The organism is Planctopirus sp. SH287, assembly GCF_056500625.1.
In genome coordinates this window covers 2668379-2687500 of sequence record NZ_CM151403.1, presented here as the reverse complement: position 1 = coordinate 2687500, position 19122 = coordinate 2668379, and the positions used below count along the sequence as shown (strand labels likewise).

Here is a 19122-nt window from a genome sequence, read left to right as displayed (position 1 = left end):
GAATACTCCCTCTCCCGCCTGCGGGAGAGGGTTGAGGTGAGGGTCTGATGAACCAGTCGTGTTTCCAAAGCCAAGACCAATCCCCGCATTCGGCCTGCGGCTACCATCTCCCTCAGAGAGATAAATTTGAGAGCACCTCAAGGGAAATAAATTTGAGCGTTTCCGGCGAGGCACGCAGAGATAACACGATTTCCCAATGAACCTGGTATTCCCAAGGCAAACCATCATGAGTCAGGGCACAACTCCACTTACGTTATCGTCGGCAATAGAGTCACTCATTCCCGCAGATCGGTACGCCCAAGGTGATTTGGATGTCCGCAATCCTGCGACGGGCGAACTCATTCTGTCGGTAAAGTCTTATCAACCAGCAGACGTCATCAAACTGATTGATGAAGCCGACGTGGCGAGGCACTCCTGGGCAAAGAGGGGCGTGAAAGATCGAGCTAAGGTGATGCACACCTGGTTTCATCTGATACTTCAGCATCAGGCCGAATTGGCGGCTATCTGCACCGCAGAAAGTGGAAAACCACTGGCCGAATCAACCAATGAGGTCGTCTACGGAGCCTCGTTTATCGAATGGTTTGCTGAAGAAAGTAAGCGAGCCTATGGCGAGACCTTCCCTGCCTATGCGGAAGGAAAACGCATGCTGACGTTCCGGCAACCCGTAGGAACCTGTGCCGCTATCACGCCCTGGAACTTTCCGATCGCGATGATCACCCGTAAGGTGGCACCCGCTCTGGCCGTCGGGTGCTCGATCATCTTGAAGCCGGCTGAGGCAACACCACTGTGCGCACTGGCGCTGGAGACTCTGGCTCATCAAGCCGGCATCCCCCCAGCGGTGTTCCGCGTTGTCCCCACTCAATCTCCTCAGGAATTGGGACAGCTCTTTTGTGAAAGCCCCGTCGTTCGCAAGCTCTCGTTTACAGGTTCCACACGTGTGGGAAAACTGTTACTGGCTCAGGCGGCAAGCACCGTCAAAAAAGTCAGCATGGAGCTGGGAGGTAATGCGCCCTTCATTATTTTTGATGATGCGGATCTGGAGACTGCGGTTGATGCCGTAATGGCTTCAAAGTTCCGTAATGCCGGGCAAACGTGTGTCTGTGCAAACCGAATCCTCGTTCAAGACAGCCGCTATGATGAGTTTGTCGAACGCATGGTCTCCAGGACTGAGGCCCTGAAAGTCGGTGATGGCTCAGTCACTGGGACGCAGGTAGGCCCGTTAATTACCAGGCAGGCCGTGAGCAATGTCGATGACTTGGTAAAGCAGGCCATCAAATCGGGAGCAAAGCCACTGACGGGAGGAACTCGTCATCCGGCTGGCGAGAATTTTTTCACCCCCACTGTGCTTGGCAATGTCACCCAGGAAATGGCCATTGCTCAACAGGAAATTTTCGGCCCGGTGGCATCGATGATACGATTCTCTGATGAAGCCGAAGCGATTCGGATCGCCAATGAAACGCCCTATGGCTTAGCGTCGTATTTCTTTGCGCGAGATGTGGGAAGAATCTGGCGCGTGATGGAAGCCTTGGAGTATGGCATGGTCGGGATCAACGAAGGGTTAGTGGCAACTGAAGTCGCACCCTTTGGCGGCGTTAAAGAGTCCGGGATTGGTCGCGAAGGCTCGCGCCATGGACTTAATGAATATCTTGAACTCAAGTATGCACTACTCGGCGGTTTGAATACTTAGAGCCAGTCCAGGAAGACTCCTGCCATAGCCCGGGACTTGTGGACGGCGGGGTGGCACAGGTTGCCCGTCATCGGGCTACCTGTGTGCCAGCGGCACAAGAGGGTGATTTCATCAAATAGTTATCTAGCTAGTAGGGTGGGTTAAGGCTCTGCGCAACCCACCAGAATTTCTGTTAATGATGGCATAAACTGGCAGTGTGCATAGAGCAAAAATTATGTAGGGTGCATGGAGCGATAGCGAAATGCACCAGTCTTGCTGACAGGATGGCAAGACTGGTGCCTGTGGTGGTTGAAAAATCCTGCGGGATGCCGTCAATCGAGCGGATTTTGATGTTCCGGTAAGCGATGATCCCATGGTGAGATTGAAGCATAGGCGGCTTGGCCTGCGACAGAAAGATGCTGCTGAATCCCGATTCGCAGCCTCACGCTTGAATTCGCTGTGTGCTTACGGCATTCATTGGGTATGATGCGAACTCCTCAAAAAAGTCATTTAATCTCTTTCCCCACGCCCACATTTCATGGGTAAGTCCAGTCAATGACGATCAGAAATCGGATCATCACAGCGATACTCCCGCTGATAGCGTGCCTGGCATCTCTGGCCTTAGCAAATAATCCAGTTGCCAAACAGGACTCCGACAAATCTTGGCATTTAGCTGTAGATCCCGGCGAGGTCTGGATTCGCCAATGTATTGCCGCTGTAGAACACGGGCAGGCGTTTCCTTCAACACCGAAACAGGGGCTTCGCTGGTCATCTGCCGAGGAAACATTCTCCTTTCATTTTGATGGCTCCTTATATGGCCCTAGGACGAAGTCAGGAGAAGGGGATCGATATTTTCGTCGGCTAATTGGGGAGAGTCGCAGCCAGTCCAATTCCCTTGTTTTCGCGGGAATCGATGGGCTTCCTCGCGGAATTTTCCTTGGTGATCGATTTTTTGTGTTAAGCGAAGAGGGTTGGTGTGTTGAACCCGATAACCGATGGGCATTCTTGCTTGATCACGACCATGTTTTTGAAGCGATGGACTTCAACGCTTGTCCGCCAGACGTTTCTAATTTGATTTGCCTCGATTTACCTTCCTGGATAGACAGCTTGATCGTAAAGCCAGTCCAGCACACCCAATGGGATCGCACCGCGCAAGTCTTTAGTATCCTCGATAAAGAGGGATCGAAAGTTCGGATGCGCCTGCGCACACCCACCGATGCTTTACGTTGCTCGACATCACTTTCGGAAATCATTTATCTCGGAAACAACGATTCCGCGCTCACATTCAACACCTTCGTCATGACTCGTAACCAGCCTTCCACCAAGCTGATTCAGGCGGAAAAACTACAAGAAGCGCTTCACGCCAAAGAAAGCAAAACCGCACAACAGGCTTCAGAGATCGATAATGCCCTAAGCAATTTAGCGCATAAGGCATGGTCAGAAATTGCTGATATTTACCTCCCGCAAGTACTGAGTATCGAAAGTCTCAATCAACTCCAGGTTCAAGAAGCTCTCGTCAAATCAACCTCCGAGGCGCGCGAGATGATGAAAAACCTGACCGCTGTTGAGCCTGAGAAAATCGAGCAGTTTATTCAGCAACTGACGTTGAACATTGAAAAACTGAGCACAGCCATTGACGAGAGTTTTCAAAATCACGAGGTGATTGTCGGGCCGGATGATCCACACGTGCGCTGGAAAGGAGTCGAACTGATTTTAGGGCCGAGCGGAGCGACTGTTATGCACAACGATATTCTTGGCAAGTTGCTATTCACTCGCTCTGTCAGCTTGGAAATGAAATCTCAACTTGCGACATCTATGAAAAGAATCGGCATTCCACCCGTGCAGTTTGAAACCGTTGACTGGACTGGAATGGATCCCCGGCTAAAGACCGCTCTGTTTGCGGGGAGAAACTGGCCTGTCGAAGCCCAGGAGGTGACGGCCTGTGCGGACGCTCTCTCCGAAGCTCAAGAGGGAAGCCATTTTGAATCGTTGATGATCGAAACGCTTCTCATGCGCGATGCTCTTGATCGCATCCCGACTGCAAAGCTCAAGCGGTGGTGGTCTCAGCAGGCGGTTTTGTCTACTGCCTCCCGACGCCAGGAAGTGCTGCGACTACTGACGCTGCAACCCTCTGGACAAACCTGGCTTCTGGAACGGGTGGAGCGGCACGAGGATCCTCCCCAGATCCGAGAGGAGGCACGCATGGTGCTCCACAATCGCGCTTATGCAACGGTGGTTCTGGAACGATATGATTTCATGACAAAGGAGTTATGCCAGCGCATCCAGGCCGTTCAGCTCCCAGAGCCAGAAACCCCAAAGAAACCACTCGAACCTCTCCCCTTTCCCCCAGAATAGAAGGGATGCCAGAATGCCACGGCTCACTGGAATCATTCTCCTGCTTGGGATCGGCCTTTGCTCTGGTGTCTTGCCTGTGTCCTTCGCGAGTGATCCCGTAAAGGAACAGACTTCCGGCAAAGCCCCACCTCTGGCAACGGATCCCGGAGAGGTCTGGATTCGCCAATGTATCGCCGCAGTGGAACGCGGGCAGGCGTTTCCATCAACACCGAAACAGGGGCTTCGCTGGTCATCTGCCGAGGAAACATTCTCCTTTCATTTTGATGGCTCCTTATATGGCCCTCGGACGAAGTCAGGAGAAGGGGATCGATATTTTCGTCGGCTAATTGGGGAGAGTCGCAGCCAGTCCAATTCCCTTGTTTTCGCGGGAATCGATGGGCTTCCTCGCGGAATTTTCCTTGGTGATCGATTTTTTGTGTTAAGCGAAGAGGGTTGGTGTGTTGAACCCGATAACCGATGGGCATTCGTGCTTGATCACAACCATGTTTTTGAAGCGATGGACTTCAACGCTTGTCCGCCCGAGGCATCGAACTTGATCCGTCTCGATTTTGCCCCCTGGCTGGAAAGCTTGATCGGAAAATCAGTCCAGCGCGCAGAATGGGATCCCCCTTCACGATCCTTGACCGTATTCAAAACCAGCGGATCAAAAGTTCGGATGCGCCTGCGCACCCCCACCGATGCTTTACGTTGCTCAACATCACTTTCGGAAATCATCCACCTTGGAAATAATGATTCCGCGCTGGCGCTGAATACCTTTGTCATGACTCGTAATCAGCCTTCCGCCAAGCTGATTCAGGCGGAAAAACTACAAGAAGCGCTCCACGCCAAAGAAAGCAAAACCGCACAACAGGCTTCAGAGATCGATAATGCTCTAAGCAATTTAGCGCATAAGGCGTGGTTAGAAATTGCTGATATTTACTTCCCGCAAGTACTGAGTATCGAAAGTCTCAACCAGCTCCAGCTTCAAGAAGCTCTCTTCAAATCAACCTCCGAGGCACGCGAGTTGATGAAAAAACTGACCGCTGTTGAACCTGAGAAAATCGAGCAGTTTATTCAGCAACTGACGTTGAATATTGAAAAACTGAGCACAGCCATTGACGAGAGTTATCAAAATCACGAGGTGATTGTCGGGCCGGATGATCCACACGTGCGATGGAAAGGAGTCGAACTGATTTTAGGGCCGAGCGGAGGGACTGTTATGCACAACGATATTCTTGGCAAGTTGCTATTCACTCGCTCTGTCAGCTTGGAAATGAAATCTCAACTTGCGACCTCTATGAAAAGAATCGGCATTCCACCCGTGCAGTTTGAAACCGTCGACTGGACTGGAATGGATCCCCGGCTAAAGACGGCTCTGTTTGCGGGGAGAAACTGGCCTGTCGAAGCCCAGGAGGTGACGGCCTGTGCGGACGCTCTCTCCGAAGCTCAAGAGGGAAGCCATTTTGAATCGTTGATGATCGAAACGCTTCTCATGCGCGATGCTCTTGATCGCATCCCGGCTGCAAAGCTCAAGCGGTGGTGGTCTCAGCAGGCGGTTCAAGCCCCTCCCGCCCGGCGCAGCGAAGTGCTGCGGCTGCTGACGCTGCAACCCTCTGGACAAACCTGGCTTCTGGAACGGGTGGAGCGGCACGAGGATCCTCCCCAGATCCGAGAGGAGGCACGCATGGTGCTCCACAATCGCGCTTATGCAACGGTGGTTCTGGAACGATATGATTTCATGACAAAGGAGTTGTGCCAGCGCATCCAGGCCGTTCAGCTCCCAGAGCCAGAAACCCCAAAGAAACCACTCGAACCCCTCCCCTTTCCCCCAGAATAAGTGGATAAAAGACAGCGGCTCTGAGCAAGCATGCTTTTTAACGCATCTCTCGGAGCGCTGTTGATTTCAGAAAAAGCGTAGTGGCTTGCCTGAAGTTTCGTAGCAAGCAGCAAGGCTTTGCGAACGGCCACCGCATGATAAGGCTTTCATGCCGCCCCCCTCAACGAAATGACCCTGCGACGTATGACGTCGCAGGGTCATTGCATTAAGTATGTTTAAACACCATTCATTGTGCGCCATCAACCGAAGGAAAGAGCCTGAACGCGGGCTATTCCCTCCGGTGATGGTGTCTCACAGTGGCTCGCACGATTACAGAGGCTCGAACGATTACAGATTTTCTGTCGTCGGCAGCAGGTAAGGAGCACGGTAGTCGCGAGTCAGCATGGCATTGGCCTGTTCAGCCATGGGGCCAGTAAATGTCTCATTGGGCAGAATCTTGAGATTTGGCCCCACCCGGATTTTATCACCGGTCAGGTCAACCTCATTAGCCCGCAGATGTTCTGCAAACCGCTTGGTTGTTTCCAGGCCAACAGCATCTCCTGCCAGTTCCTTTTCCAGAGCATCCAGGCTCTTGAGTGAACCTAAGCGATACGAAATGTTGCCAACATGGCAGAGGGCGCTTGATAGGTGTCCTTCAAGAATCTCGCCGTTGAGCTTAGAGATATCGCGGGCTTTATACGCCTCGATGAAATTGTTGTAGTGGTTCTGGTCGCCTCCACCCTTGAACTGCTTGATCTCCTTGCCGTCCTTGGAGTAAACCGTCGCGCTGCTGTAGCTGGGGATGACCATGTCGGCTTCGCTACCATAGACAATGACACCCACCTTGGCCCCCATTAACCCCTCGGTTGGCAGGCCACGCACTTCAAAAATCAATCGCTTGTCACCGAACTGATGGAAGCAGACCTGCGTATTGGCCGTTTCACCAGCATCTTCATAGCCATAACGTCCACCGTAGCTCATCACGCCGTCACCGATGGAGTTCTCATTGAGTGCCCAGCGAGCGATATCCATCTGGTGGATTCCCTGGTTCCCCAAGTCGCCGTTGCCATAATCCCACTGCCAGTGCCAGTCGTAGTGGAACTGCTTGCGAGTCACAGGAGCAAGCTGAGCCGGCCCCATCCAGAGATCAAAGTTGACGGTCGATGGCGGCTCGTAATTGCTCTTCGGGCCAATCGACTTGCGGGGCTTATAGCACAACCCCCGCGCCAGTTTGACTTCACCCAGATGGCCATCATGAATGTACTTAATCGCTTCCCGCATCCCCGGATTCGAGCGGCTTTGCGTTCCACATTGAACAATTTTGTTGTACTTGCGGGCGGCTTCCACCAACCGGCGGCCTTCGACCACATTGTGGCTCACGGGCTTTTCAACGTAGACATCTTTCCCGGCTTGAATCGCCCAGATCGCTGCCAGTGAGTGCCAGTGGTTAGGCGTTGCAATGCTCACCACGTCAACATTTTTGTCAGCGAAGGCCTCTCGCAGGTCGGTATAGACCTTGGGGCGATGCTTGTATTCCTTTTCGATTAAAGCGGCTTTGGCTTCACCAATCCGCTGATCAACATCGACAATCGCATAGACCACTGAGTCAGGATTGTTGCTGAAACCGCGAATATGTTCGCCGCCGCGGCCATTGACCCCGACAACGCAGACATTGATCTTGTCACCACTCGACTTCTCCGCACTAGGCGACTGAGCCAGCACCGATCCGAGTGGCAACGAAGTGATGGCCCCCAGGGCCAAACTATCTTCCAGGAACCTGCGGCGATTCAAAGTCATCGGCGAATCCTTTTCTGGGCGGTCAATCTCTAAGAAGTCTGGCTTTGTTTCGTGCCGACGGGCTGACCGCCGACACTTGCCAGTCCGGGGCTTTCTTCATCCAGTCTGACTTGCCTTCTCAATCACTGGGTGGATGTTGGTCACAGTGTTGATCAATCAACAGATCAGATCAGAATGCGTTTAAGTGTACGTTTCTCATCCCGCTGCCAGCAATCGATTCTGCACCCATGCCAAAATATCGGGGCAAAGTTCCTGAAAAATCTGGTCAAAGCTGCCAACCGCTGCCTTACAGAGAAGAAGGTGGCAGGGAAGAAGGTCGCAGGGAAGTGATTGGCTCTTGGTGGTCGCTGTATGAGTGCCGCACCGAGATCCCGAAATAAGACCTCATTTCTGCCTTTTGACTGAATTTCATCCTCTTGACTGAGATGCGACGCGGCGACATGTCCCCTGAGTTCAGCAAACCGCTGGTAACCAGGAGATCAGGACGCAACGGCCTGCTGCGAGTGACTCCCACGTGAACAAGACTTCAATGCTTAATTGCAATGCAGGTTCGCATTTTTTTTAGGCGAATCACTTGTTCGAGATGGTGAAATTTCAGTCGGTCACAAATTTCCATCTGCGAATTGATTAAGCAGGAATGCCGCAATGACACGCAACTGAAAGCGTGTATTCGTTGGGAATTATCAGTTTAGGTGATCTGCGCGGTTGCAGCGGCAAAAATTGCGGGATCGTAAATCATTTTTTTGAAACCACTCCGCGTTTCAAGGCACAGTCATTGCTTATTTGACGCGCAGTCGGCGGCATGCGCTTTCGCTGTCCGTCCGGAGTCAAGTTCGTGGTTTCTTGTAATCGCCAATTCAGGTGGTCACTTGAAGCTCAAGTAGTCTTATTCCAACGAGGGGATAGTAAATGACGCGTTCCGTGGCGCTCCTGGGACTCACACTTTTGCTGACGGCATTCAGCCTGTTAGCTCCGGGGCAAAGTTTTGCTCAGGAAACTCCGCCCGCAGCGGTTGAAACACCGGCGGCTACCCCGACCGAGGAAGCTCCGAAAGATCCTGCTACGGTCGTCAATGAAACTTTGGCAAAACTGACCGTTGGACTCGACACACTTTGGGTGCTTGTGGCCGGTTTCCTGGTCTTCTTCATGAATGCTGGCTTCGGTTGTGTTGAAGCGGGCATGTGCCGTGCGAAAAACGCGGTGAACATCATCAGCAAGAACTTCATTGTGTTCGCTGTGGCGACAATGGCGTTCTGGTTTATCGGCTGGGGACTGATGTTTGGAAGCGGCACCGAATATGCCGGCACCGAAGGTCTCTGGATGGTGAGCGGTGCTGACAATAGCCCTGCAACTGGTGATGACTACAAGGGAGCTTACGGCTCCATCGCCTGGTCAGGCGTGCCACTCTGGGCCAAGTTCTTCTTCCAACTGGTATTCGCTGGAACTGCTGCCACGATCGTTTCAGGTGCCGTTGCCGAGCGTATTAAGTACCACACATTCATCATCTTCGTGTTCGTGATGACAATTGCGATCTATCCCATCACCGGTCACTGGATCTGGGGTGGTGGCTGGTTGGCTGCAAAAATGAACTTCTGGGACTTTGCCGGTTCGACCACGGTTCACTCGGTGGGTGGTTGGGCCGCTCTGACAGGGGCCATTATCCTCGGGCCACGCCTGGGCAAATACACCTCTGAAGGCAAGCTGACTGCGATTCCAGGTCACAGCCTTCCCATCGCTTTCATCGGCGTCATGATCCTGTGGCTGGGCTGGTTCGGCTTCAATCCTGGTAGCACCATGGGCATGGGCGATCCTTCACTCGTCGCAGAAATCGCCATTACCACCAACATTGCTGCTGCTGCTGGTATCCTGACTTCCACAATCACAGCCTGGTTGCTCCTCGGCAAGCCTGACCTGGGGATGACCCTCAACGGATGTCTGGCCGGTCTGGTTGCCATTACCGCTCCATGTGCCTTCGTGTCAGCCGATGCTGCTGCAATCATTGGCGCCATTGGCGGTGTGCTCGTCGTCTTCTCCGTGATCGCCTTCGACCGCGTGAAGGTTGACGATCCTGTCGGTGCCACTTCGGTTCACCTCGTGAATGGGATCTGGGGAACATTGGCCATTGGCCTGTTCGCCAAACCCGAATATCTGTCCCGTGCTCCAGGCATGACCGGCGGCCTGTTCTATGGTGGTGGTATTGATCAACTCAAGTGTCAGTTGATCGGTATCGTCTCGGTGGCAGCATACGTGGTTGTAACCTCTGCCGTTCTCTGGCTGATCCTCAAGTTCACCATTGGCCTGCGAGTGACTCCTGAAGAGGAAATCGAAGGTCTCGATCATGGCGAACACGGCAACGAGGCTTACCACAGCTTCGTGATCCAGAACCAGTAATTTGTCGTACAATCCGGTGAGGGCTGGGCAATGAAGACTCCTGTTAATGGACGTCACTGCATGCTCAGTCCCTCTTCCGAATGTTAACAATCCACTGCCTTCTGAAGTGCGTTCACTTGAACCGGGATGCCGCAAGACGCGGTTTCCCATTTCTGCCAGAGCCTTTTTCGCACGGAAGCGCGGGGTGATCGAAAACGCGAACTGTCCATCCTTTGGGCGTTTGTGTTACCCGAACATCACTGCTCACATGGCAAACCAACGGCTGCAAATTCCTCCGGGGATTCGCAGCCGTTTTCCTTTTTTGAAACTCGTCCCCACAGGCTGAAGCCGAACAAGATCAGACAACCTGTGAACCGAACTGGTGAAGATTTTCTGCGAGTGGTATCGTTGGCGTTAAGTGGCGTCCCACTCAGGAACGCCTGAAATACCTCATTGCAGCCAGGGAACCTCATGCTCGGCGCCCATCTGACGTTGCCTGATTATCTCGAACGATGTGCTCAAGTCTTCAAGACTCTTGACCTCTCTCAAACCGAACGGCTGGCGGATGATATCTATTCCGCCTATGAGAATGGCAAGTTTGTCTTTATCTGCGGTAACGGTGGCAGTGGCTCGAACAGCTCGCACTTTTGCGAAGACCTCGGTAAGAGCACACTCGATCGCAAAGACTTCACCAACGATGATCGCAAGCGTCTCAAAGTTCTTTCGCTGACGGACAATACCCCTTACATCCTGGCCTGGGGCAATGATGAAGGCTTTGACCGAGTCTTCGTCGAGCAACTCAAGAATCTTGCGTCACCGGGCGACGTCCTGATCGCCATCAGTGGTAGCGGCAACAGCCCCAATATTCTCAATGCCGTCGAGTGGGCTAACCGTAAAAAGATGGTCACCTGGGGAATCACCGGTTACGGTGGCGGTAAGCTGCAGACGCTGGGCCAGAAAAACCTGCACATTCCTCTGGATGACATGGGAATCGTGGAATGCATGCACCTCATTCTCTTCCACTGGATTCTCAATGATATCCACGGGCGGATTAACCAGATTGGCCGTTACCAAAAAAGTTAATCACGGGCTGCCCGATGAATGTCATTCCTGACGCAAAATTACCAGCCAGGTAGGGTGCATGAAGTTCCGACGAAATGCACCAATTCATCGTCTCTCCCCCATCGACACTACATTGAGAGCCTGTCCGGTCAGGCTCCCTCTTCCTTCGTGGGAGAGGCCCGGGATGAGAAAGCTGGGGTGAGGGGGGCCGATGAACAATCAATGTTACCAAAGCCAAGACCAATCTCCTGATCCGGCCCTCGGCCATCTTCTCCCTCTGAGGGAAAAGAATTTGGGCGTTTTCAGACAGTCTCTCAGTCACGGGCTGCCCGATGAATGTCATTCCTGACGCAAAATTACCAGATGTGTTAAAGATCGAGCCGCGTCTCTTCGGGGACGCGCGCGGCTTCTTTTTTGAATCGCACCAACAGGAACGATATGCAGCCATGGGCATCGGAGGCCCCTTCGTTCAAGACAATGTCTCGCGATCAACTCGTGGAACACTCCGGGGGCTTCATTTCCAGATCGAGCAGGTTCAGGCCAAACTGGTGCAGGTCATCCGGGGCGAAATTCTGGATGTTGCCGTCGATCTACGCTGTTCATCACCCACCTTCGGCAAATGGACGGCCCATCGGCTCAATGACGAAAACCATCATCAGCTTTATATTCCCGTGGGTTTTGCTCACGGTTTTTATGTGATCTCTGATGTAGCCGATGTTTTCTATAAATGCACGGATTACTACCAGCCACAATCCGAGAGATGCTTGCTCTGGAGTGATCCCGCGGTCAATATCGAATGGCCGCTCGAAGGCTTGCCCATCCTTTCTCCAAAGGATCAGCAGGGAAAGCCCCTGTCTGAAGTCGAGACCTTCGCGTAGTAACTGACAGACGCCCCCAGATATACGCCCCAGATTGGCCTCCGCAACCAGAGGAACTGAAGATGAGCCACCCCCAAGCAATTTTAATGTTCATCGGCGACGAGTACGAAGATCTCGAAGTCTGGTATCCCAAACTGCGATTGATCGAAGCCGGTTATCAAGTGGTGTGTGCCGGCTTGGAAGCGAATGTGGTTTACAAGGGCAAGCATGGCTATCCCTGTCAATCCGATGCGACCATCAAAGGGCAGAAGTCCGAAGATTATGCGGGCGTGATTTGCCCCGGCGGTTGGATGCCCGACAAGATCCGCCGTGATCCCCATGTGAAGCAACTTCTTCAGGAATTCGCCAGCGCAGGGAAGCTGGTCGCTGCGATTTGTCATGGCGGGTGGATGCCAATTTCTGCGGGAATTTACCGCAACGTGAAAACCACAGGCTCATTAGGCATCAAAGATGATCTGGAAAATGCCGGAGCACTCTTTCTGGATCAGGAAGTTGTGATTGATCGCAATTTTGTCAGCAGCCGCAAGCCAGATGACCTGCCCGCGTTTGCCATGGGCTGCCTCGAAGTGCTGAGCAAAACGGCTCGTGGTGAGATGCTTGGGTAAGTGTCGCTCTTCCGTATCGTTTCACACGGTCAAACCCCACTCCTGGTTCCCTGTCAGAGCATTCTGAAGGGGATGGGCGTGAAACCGATGAAAAGAAACATCAGGACAAGCACTCCCAGAATGCGGCGGCGCAGGTCAGGGGCCACCTCTTCGTCTTTCATGGGAGTACTGCGGATTCCCATAAATGCCATCAATCCCAGCATGGTGCTGAACGTCAGGTCAAGCGAATAAAACATCCAGATCACAGCGATGACGATCGTCAGTTTACTGACAGCTTCCGCTTTACGACCAATCAGCGCCGTCATGATCTGCCCACCATCAAGTTGCCCGATGGGAACAAGATTGAGTGCCGTCCAGTAAATCCCAAACCAGCCGGCCAGCAAGGCCGGGTTGATGAGGACATCATCATTGGGGCCAAGTTGAGGATGAGTGAGCAGAATCATCCAGCGAAGAATCGGTGGATCACTTAAAGACAGGCCCGGTTGAGCATTCATCGGAAAAGGAATCGATGTCGCCGCTCCGTACAAAGCGATTGGCAAAGCGACCAGTAACCCAAACAGCGGCCCAGTGGTGGCAATATCCAGAATGGCCGAACGGGAGAGCTTTTTCTGATTAGGAACAATGGTCGCCCCCAATGTCCCGAAAATGCCAAACGGAAAAGGAATGAACAACGGGTAATAGCCCGGAAGGCCATGTCGGCGTGATTGGAGAAAATGACCAAATTCATGGGCACATAAGATCGCCATGACGCAAGCCGCATAGGTCACACCATCCCTTAAAAGCTGATTGGGGGGTTGTCCAATCCCACCCGTTCCCAGGCCAGAGATAAAAGTGGTGATGCAGGTCATGAAAAAGAGCCAGATGGCCCACTTTCGCATCCTCAGGTTCGCGGCTTCATTTTCAGCTTCTTCTCGCAAAGCCTTCGACTCAGCCGTCTCAACAACCCGCTCAGCTGAGTTTTCTTCATATTCAAGAAAGTCCGTGTCGGTGAGTTCAACTTGTTGATCTCGTAAGGACTGCAACCTTCCAGCTTCAACCCCGCGTGAGGAGACCGGCACCTGCGACCTTAACAGTTCTCCAGGAAGTGGTGCGCGCACAACGGCTTTGCGCTCACGCCCACGTGACAGATCCTGTCGGGAACTGGTCAAGGCCGGCAACTGTTGACCGGAAGCCCTGTTCGTCGTCTGGTGAAGATCAGTCTGAGGAAGTTCAGCCTGGGAAAGTTCAGCAGGGGACAGTCCACGATTGGCCGGGCGACGCCGAAATCCGAACCAGCTTCGCTCTTCCGTATGGGAACTCAGAGGATCGACCCATTGGTCATCCTGCGGCGTTGCTCCAGAATGAGGCTTGTCGTGATAATCCTTCATGCCTCTCATCGTAGTAGCCAACAGGCGATGAGCCAATTGAAAATTGACTCACTTGATCGACCTTCTCAAAACCTTATTTATCACAGAAGCCCTGCATTGATTCCTTGAAGACGACATGAGCAGTTGTCAGGCGGACACTTGTGGTGTTTTCATGAAGGAGCAAAGACCAGAGAGAGTCGATCTGAATTTAAAAGCGTGTGGTCTTGCCATGTTTCCAGCTCTGGCCATCTGAGCGGATAGGACGTTTGGAAAAATCTCACTCTGCGTACAGTCTGGCGAATGGTGCCGCGGATCGGTAGAACCGTGAACTCAGAGGCGAAATTCACAAGCTTTGGCGTGCAAAAGTTTTCATCCAGAGACACTGCCAGCCGCTTGGTATTGATCGACTTCCGCGAAAGGGGCCACATGTTCGGATTGTTCGGGTCTAAGGACTGGAACGTCATTGCCATCATCTTTGAACGCAAAGACCTTTACCGGGTCAATGGACAGCGTGGAAAGGGCGGAGCGGCTGTGAAATGTCGTGATGGGGCCAAGACCATGTCACGCACACTTTTCTGGGCCGTTTATGACCAGAAGCGGGCGTTCATCGAAGGGGAAGTTGGCCCGGGGGCACACCTCGTGACACCGCAAATTCTGCAACGCTTAAAGCGGGAGATCAGCACGAACATGACCGTTCAACAGGTCTTGGGAATGCTGGAAAAAGGGGAAACCGCCATGGCTGCCAAACCTCTGGCATGGACGGGCTATCCCAAAGTTGAACAGACACACGAAGGCCAGGAATAAGCATCGCCCGCTTCTCGTGGAGCTTCAATTCTGATTTGACAGATTAAGCAGTGGGTGATGAGCAGGCCAGCGAGCCTGCGGACGAGTTCAATAACCTGTCAGGACAGAGTGGTCGTACCACTGCCATGTTGACCTTGAATTCAACGACTGGGAATCACCATGTCATCAGAGCCTTTGGTGCTCGGACTTGTCTTTCGGGATTTTCATCCCGAGGTCGCTGCGATCAAGCAGGAACTCGTTGCGTTTCTCGAGGCACAGCCTGACTTGAAGCTGGCTGGGGTTCATGATGTCACCGACTGTGATCAATGGAAGCATGAACCGCAAATTGTGGCAGTCGTGGGTGGCGATGGCTCGATTCTGCGAACCTGCCGGACCATGGGACTGACGCAACGCCCCATGTTAGGGATTCATCTTGGTCGACTGGGGTTCCTGGCCGATTTAACGCCCAAAGAATTCATGGAATCGTTTCAAGAGATCGCTCATCGTCGGTACCAGATGATTGATCACTTGATGTTTCATTGCCGGCTGATTCGAAACCATCGTGAGCAGTTGGTTTCGTTGGGACTGAATGAAGTTTCGATACAGGCGGGGGCTTCACTCCGTCTGCTGGATATCGAACTGGTCATCGACAACGAATCCGTCACGACTTATCGCTGCGACGGATTGATTGTCAGTACGCCGGTCGGTTCCACTGCCCATAGCCTGGCAGCAGGTGGCCCGATTCTGAAACAGAATCTCCAGGCGTTTGTTGTCACACCGATCAGCCCGCATACCTTAAGTAATCGCCCGCTCGTTGATAGTGCCGAGTGTGTCTATGAAATGAGGGTTCCCGAAATTCCCGAAGGAGCCACCCTGGTGATTGATGGCCAGATCCGCGAACCGCTCCTTCCGGGCGACATTGTGCAGATCCGGAAAGCTGATGTTTCCTGCCGCATGGTCAGGCTCAACAATTGCAGCTATTACACGACGTTACACCGCAAATTGGGGTGGGGCGGGCAGGCCAGGTTTAATCATCGCGACCAATAGAAGACCAGGCACGATGAGAACTGATCCCCTGCGATTCTATCGTTTTTGCACTGACAACATGACCTCTTGAGACTGGCATCATGCTTCCATCACGAATGCTCCTTGCCGCCGCCTTGTGGGCGGTGTGCCAAGTTTTTCATGGCGAACTGGCCATGGCGGCCACAGCGAATCCCACAGGGACTCCCACAGCGAATCAGTCTGCAAATCAGGCGGCCGGGTCATCGAAAGCATCAAAAGAAAAGCCTCTGCCGAATATCGTGGTCATTCTGGCGGATGACCTGGGCTGGGCTGATCTGGGCTGCTATGGGAATCCTTATCATCAGACCCCTGCGCTGGATGCTTTGGCGAAAGAGGGGATTCGTTGCACTCATGCCTATGCCGCCTGCCCGGTCTGTTCACCCACACGAGCCGCACTGTTAACGGGGCAATATCCAGCGCGCCTCCATTTAACCGATTGGCTTCCCGGACGAGGGAACAGCCCTGCTCAAGCCCTGGCGATCCCCAAATTCCGGCAATCGCTGGACACAAAAACCATCACGCTGGCAGAAATTCTCTCCGACCAGGGATACGCCACATGCAGCATTGGCAAATGGCATCTGGGCGGGCAAGGCTCAAGTCCATTAGAGCACGGCTTTCAATCACAAATCGCCGGCAGCGGACGAGGATCGCCCAGTCGCTGGTACGCGCCATTTTCTGGCAAAAAAAATGAGACCACCGCACCGACCAAGCCAGCCGGAGGAATTCCCGGCTTGGAAGAGGCTCCTGAAGGTGCCTATCTGACGGATCTTCTGGCAGATCAGGCCGTGAAGTTCATTCAGAAGCAAAGCGCTGAGCGTCCTTTCTTTCTTTATTTACCTCATTACGCGGTGCATACGCCAATGAATGCGCCCCAAGAGACCGTCGCGCGATTTGAAGGGAAAAAGCCCGCAGGCGTGGTGCGAAACGAAACCTATGCCGCCATGCTCTATCATCTGGATCTGGCCGTTGGCTCGGTGTTGAAAGCTTTGGACGAGCGAGGTCTGACCGAGAACACAATCGTTCTCTTTACATCGGATAACGGTGGTCTTGCAACGGTGGAAGGGCCTAAAACTCCCGCAACGATTAATGCCCCGCTACGTGAGGGGAAAGGGTGGCTCTATGAAGGTGGAATTCGGGTTCCTTTAATGGTGAAATACCCCTCGGTGATTCGTGCCGACCAGACATCTGATCTGCCTATGTCGACCGTTGATCTTTTGCCGTCACTGGCATCACTCGCCGGTATCTCGGTCAATCATCAAACGGAGAACCCGCTTGATGGAAAAGATCTCTCGAAAGTCTGGAAAGATTCCTCACTGGCAGTTAATCCCGAACTTGGCCAGCGCAGCTTGTACTGGCACTATCCTCATTATGCCAATCAAGGCGGCTTTCCCGGGGGAGCGATTCGTTCGGGAGAATGGAAGTATGTGGAAAATTACGCCACAGGCCGACGTGAACTCTTTAATGTCGTCAAAGATGCCAGTGAAAGCCGCAATCTGGCGGTCGATGATCCGCAGCGTGTCGAGACATTTGCCAAACAGTTCAAGGACTGGAAACAGAGCGTCAATGCTCAGGAAATGACATCCTTTGCAGGCTATGTCCCTAATCCCCCTGACGAGAAATCGAATGTGATTTCTATTCCTGCAAGAACGGCTCAGGTTCATGGCCGGCAATTGCGGTATGAACCTCTCCCGCATAAGCAGACCGTCGGTTTCTGGGTGCTCCAGGATGACTATGTCACCTTCCCGGTAACCGTGACGACACCCGGCCGATACAAGTTGCGAGTTTTCCAGGGCTGCGGCAAAGGGAGCGGCGGGGCGAAAGTTGCCGCTCAATTGGGTGAGTCCGTCGTGGAGTTTACTGTTGAAGACACAGGCCATTTCCAGAACTTTATCTGGCGAGAGATCGGATTCCTCGACATTCCGGCAGCGGGACGCCATGAACTCTCGCTCAAGGCTTTGACGAAACCGGGCGTGGCTGTCGGTGATTTCCGAGCACTTGAGTTAGTTCCGGAAAACAAATGATGCCTATCTGCGACAACGTGTCGTAAATCGAGCATCAAAAGAGCCTCATGCTTGTTGTTCTTTCACGTCATTGACAGAAAGCTTGCAAGAACAGGCAGACCACGCGGGTAATTCCTTTGACGGGAATTCCCTACGCACTAAGCTGCATGTACCGAGCAAGACGTTAACGATTCAGATCCCGGTTTTCCGGTTTAAGATCGTAAAGAAAGAGCGACTCGCCACCCCCCTGGGTGCGGTCGTTTGCGTGGGCTTCCGGGCCGCGCCGGAAGCCCACGCTCTGATTTTCATGTCAAAAAGCAAGATGGCTGAGACTCTCCTCGGATGCATCTTTACCCTTCTCCCTGAGGGAGAAGGTGGCCGCAGGCCGGATGAGGGGGAGTACGTTGCCAGTGGTCATCTGCTTCCACAAATCAACGGTGCGTTGAGAGATGATTCATAAAACTGCTTGACCCAAAGCTGTTGCAAGCATGACACACAGGCTCTTTGTCTTTTCCGATCCGTGGCCTCCGTGTGATCCGTGGTTAATTATCAAATACTGAGCCACCAAGGGATTGCATCGCACTTGCCATATTTTATGCTGATGCCAACCATAGCCTCAATGATCATGCCAAAAAAAGAACGCTGATCGTGGGCTGCCACCCTCGATCAGCGTTCAGTTCTATCAGCGCCCTCCCGCTTCCTGTGACGTCCTGCCACATTCTGAAGCGAAAGGTAGGCACGCTCACCGGACATCAACAACGTTAATGATTCAGTAGAGCGGGCGCGATTGCCGGGAATCCATTCACCGGCAAGAAATCCGCGAAGCCCGGAAAGCCAGCGGGAAGAACCCTCAATAACTCCAAACTTTTCAACAAGACACAACTTCTTCAACGAAGACCGTGATCCGATGAAAGACCATGATTCCTTAAACCGCTGTCCGGGCAGTCAGTTCCTGTCCGGCCAGGTGATCAAACTGTGGCGAAAAAGTGCTTAAAAAATCCTCCCAGAGTTTTCGATCCCACATCTCAGCGTGATCGTTCACTCCCAGCAAATAGATTTCATGCGCCAGCCCGGCATATTGACTCAAACGATCAGAAATCCTCATTCTTCCCTGACCATCCAGTTCAACGCGCTCTGCCGAAGCATAAAACAGACGCTGATAAGCCCGATCCGCAGGAGCTGACTCACGCCGAATCATGGCCTCAGCGACACGATTGAACCCTTCCGGACTGTAAATGACCAGTGACTTGTTGGTCCCTGGGGCGATATACATATGTTTCAGTTCGTGGTTGCCAAAGTCCTCCCGAAGACGCTTGGGAAGGGCCACCCGCTGCTTCTCATCGAGAGTTCGCAAGTAAGTACCCGTTAAAGGCATGGTGCTTAAGCCATCCGTCATGCGT

13 protein-coding genes are annotated in these 19122 nt (G+C 52.9%); 10 read left to right on the top strand and 3 right to left on the bottom strand.

Annotated elements, in window-relative coordinates:
- Positions 1-226 precede the first annotated feature (226 nt).
- From SH287x_RS09980 to SH287x_RS09970, 3 genes are all read left to right on the top strand, one after another.
- Complete coding sequence (locus SH287x_RS09980; protein ID WP_479518570.1) at positions 227-1687, top strand: NAD-dependent succinate-semialdehyde dehydrogenase; 1461 nt, start codon at positions 227-229, stop codon at positions 1685-1687.
- Between the two features lie 534 nt (positions 1688-2221).
- Positions 2222-4021: a hypothetical protein gene (locus tag SH287x_RS09975; protein WP_479518569.1), complete on the top strand. Its 1800-nt coding sequence runs from the start codon at positions 2222-2224 to the stop codon at positions 4019-4021.
- Positions 4022-4034: 13 nt separating this feature from the next.
- The gene (locus SH287x_RS09970) at positions 4035-5837 is read left to right on the top strand and encodes a hypothetical protein (RefSeq protein ID WP_479518568.1); all 1803 of its coding nucleotides are present in this window, start codon (positions 4035-4037) and stop codon (positions 5835-5837) included.
- A 327-nt stretch (positions 5838-6164) separates the two neighbouring features.
- On the opposite strand, the gene SH287x_RS09965 is transcribed toward SH287x_RS09970, so the two are convergent.
- Entirely contained in the window at positions 6165-7613 is a 1449-nt protein-coding gene (locus SH287x_RS09965; RefSeq protein ID WP_479518567.1) for a Gfo/Idh/MocA family protein, read from the bottom strand.
- Between the two features lie 909 nt (positions 7614-8522).
- On the opposite strand from SH287x_RS09965, the gene SH287x_RS09960 reads away from it, so the two are divergent.
- From SH287x_RS09960 to SH287x_RS09945, 4 genes are all read left to right on the top strand, one after another.
- The gene (locus SH287x_RS09960) at positions 8523-10004 is read left to right on the top strand and encodes an ammonium transporter (RefSeq protein WP_479518566.1); all 1482 of its coding nucleotides are present in this window, start codon (positions 8523-8525) and stop codon (positions 10002-10004) included.
- Between the two features lie 450 nt (positions 10005-10454).
- Complete coding sequence (locus SH287x_RS09955) at positions 10455-11066, top strand: SIS domain-containing protein (RefSeq protein WP_479518565.1); 612 nt, start codon at positions 10455-10457, stop codon at positions 11064-11066.
- A gap of 311 nt (positions 11067-11377) precedes the next feature.
- Positions 11378-11923: a dTDP-4-dehydrorhamnose 3,5-epimerase gene (gene rfbC / locus SH287x_RS09950; protein ID WP_479518563.1), complete on the top strand. Its 546-nt coding sequence runs from the start codon at positions 11378-11380 to the stop codon at positions 11921-11923.
- Positions 11924-11985: 62 nt separating this feature from the next.
- Entirely contained in the window at positions 11986-12528 is a 543-nt protein-coding gene (locus SH287x_RS09945; protein ID WP_479518562.1) for a type 1 glutamine amidotransferase domain-containing protein, read from the top strand.
- Positions 12529-12581: 53 nt separating this feature from the next.
- Here SH287x_RS09945 and SH287x_RS09940 read toward each other — a convergent pair whose 3' ends face one another.
- Positions 12582-13895, bottom strand: a complete 1314-nt coding sequence (locus SH287x_RS09940) for a site-2 protease family protein (RefSeq protein WP_479518561.1) — start codon at positions 13893-13895, stop codon at positions 12582-12584.
- Between the two features lie 405 nt (positions 13896-14300).
- Between SH287x_RS09940 and SH287x_RS09935 the strand changes: the two genes are divergently transcribed.
- From SH287x_RS09935 to SH287x_RS09925, 3 genes are all read left to right on the top strand, one after another.
- Positions 14301-14678 (top strand): hypothetical protein, encoded by a 378-nt coding sequence (locus SH287x_RS09935; RefSeq protein ID WP_479518560.1) that lies wholly within the window; start codon positions 14301-14303, stop codon positions 14676-14678.
- 159 nt (positions 14679-14837) lie between these two features.
- On the top strand, positions 14838-15704 hold the full coding sequence (locus SH287x_RS09930; RefSeq protein WP_479518559.1) for an NAD(+)/NADH kinase: 867 nt from the start codon (positions 14838-14840) through the stop codon (positions 15702-15704).
- Positions 15705-15784: 80 nt separating this feature from the next.
- Positions 15785-17743: a sulfatase-like hydrolase/transferase gene (locus tag SH287x_RS09925; protein ID WP_479518558.1), complete on the top strand. Its 1959-nt coding sequence runs from the start codon at positions 15785-15787 to the stop codon at positions 17741-17743.
- Positions 17744-18647: 904 nt separating this feature from the next.
- Here SH287x_RS09925 and SH287x_RS09920 read toward each other — a convergent pair.
- Entirely contained in the window at positions 18648-19118 is a 471-nt protein-coding gene (locus SH287x_RS09920; RefSeq protein WP_479518557.1) for a division/cell wall cluster transcriptional repressor MraZ, read from the bottom strand.
- Positions 19119-19122: the final 4 nt, after the last annotated feature.